The organism is Alishewanella sp. WH16-1, from assembly GCF_001441695.1.
Classification (GTDB): Bacteria; Pseudomonadota; Gammaproteobacteria; order Enterobacterales; family Alteromonadaceae; genus Alishewanella; species Alishewanella agri.
In genome coordinates this window covers 1-949 of sequence record NZ_LCWL01000102.1, presented here as the reverse complement: position 1 = coordinate 949, position 949 = coordinate 1, and the positions used below count along the sequence as shown (strand labels likewise).

Annotated in this window: 1 protein-coding gene; it reads left to right on the top strand. The window is 44.7% G+C overall.

The features are described 5' to 3' along the window. Nucleotides 1-105: 105 nt before the first annotated feature. The coding region (locus AAY72_RS10660; protein WP_057787416.1) for an IS110 family transposase at nt 106-949 on the top strand (844 nt) is incomplete at its 3' end.

Below are 949 nucleotides of genomic sequence, written 5' to 3'. Positions count from 1 at the left end.
GAAAGGGCACAGGGATGATGAGATGGACACCTCAAGTGAAATCGGCGTCACAATGCGCCATTATTGATGTGTTAACCGTCAATAAGTTTACATGAGGTGTCCAACATGAAAGTTACACTAATTGGAATCGATTTAGCAAAAAGTATTTTTCAGCTCTGTGGCGTCAATCAGGCAGGTAAAGCCGTTTTTAATCGTACGATTAAACGTAAGGATTTGCTGGCCTTGTTAGCTGATTACCCAGATGCAACCATTGCAATGGAAGCCTGCTCTGGTTCAAATTACTGGGGGCGCACTTTAGAAGCACTTGGCTTTAAGGTGTTACTTATCCCGCCTATTCATGTAAAGCCTTTTGTCAAAGGCAACAAAAATGACCGTAATGATGCTTTCGCGATTACTGAAGCGGCAAGGCGCCCCAATATGCACTTCGTCAGACCCCGTAGTCTTGAGCAAACCGATATGATGATAGTACATAAACTCCGGAAACGTCGGGTGGATGCTCGCACGGCTTTGATAAATCAACTGCGCGGCTTGTTAAATGAATATGGCATTATCTTCGCAACCGGCAGAACGTCGTTAAAAAATGCGTTGTCTGATTTATTGGAAGATGCAGAAAATGGCCTTACTAGCGCGGCACGAGCACTTATCTGTGATATCCAACAAGAATGGGCATCACTAGATGCGGTTATTGACCGGTTAGATAAACATATTAAAACTCAGGCCCAAACCAACCCCAATGCCAAGAGATTGATGACCATTCGTGGTGTAGGTGAAAAGACGGCTACGACAGCTCTCGCATTTGCGGGTGATGGTAAAGCTTACAAAAATGGTCGGCACTTTTCGGCTAATCTTGGATTAGTCCCTAAAGAGCATTCCAGCGGAGGGAAGCAAAAATTGGCAGGCATAACCAAACGTGGTAATGCCTATTTACGCAATATGCTGATTCAAGGGG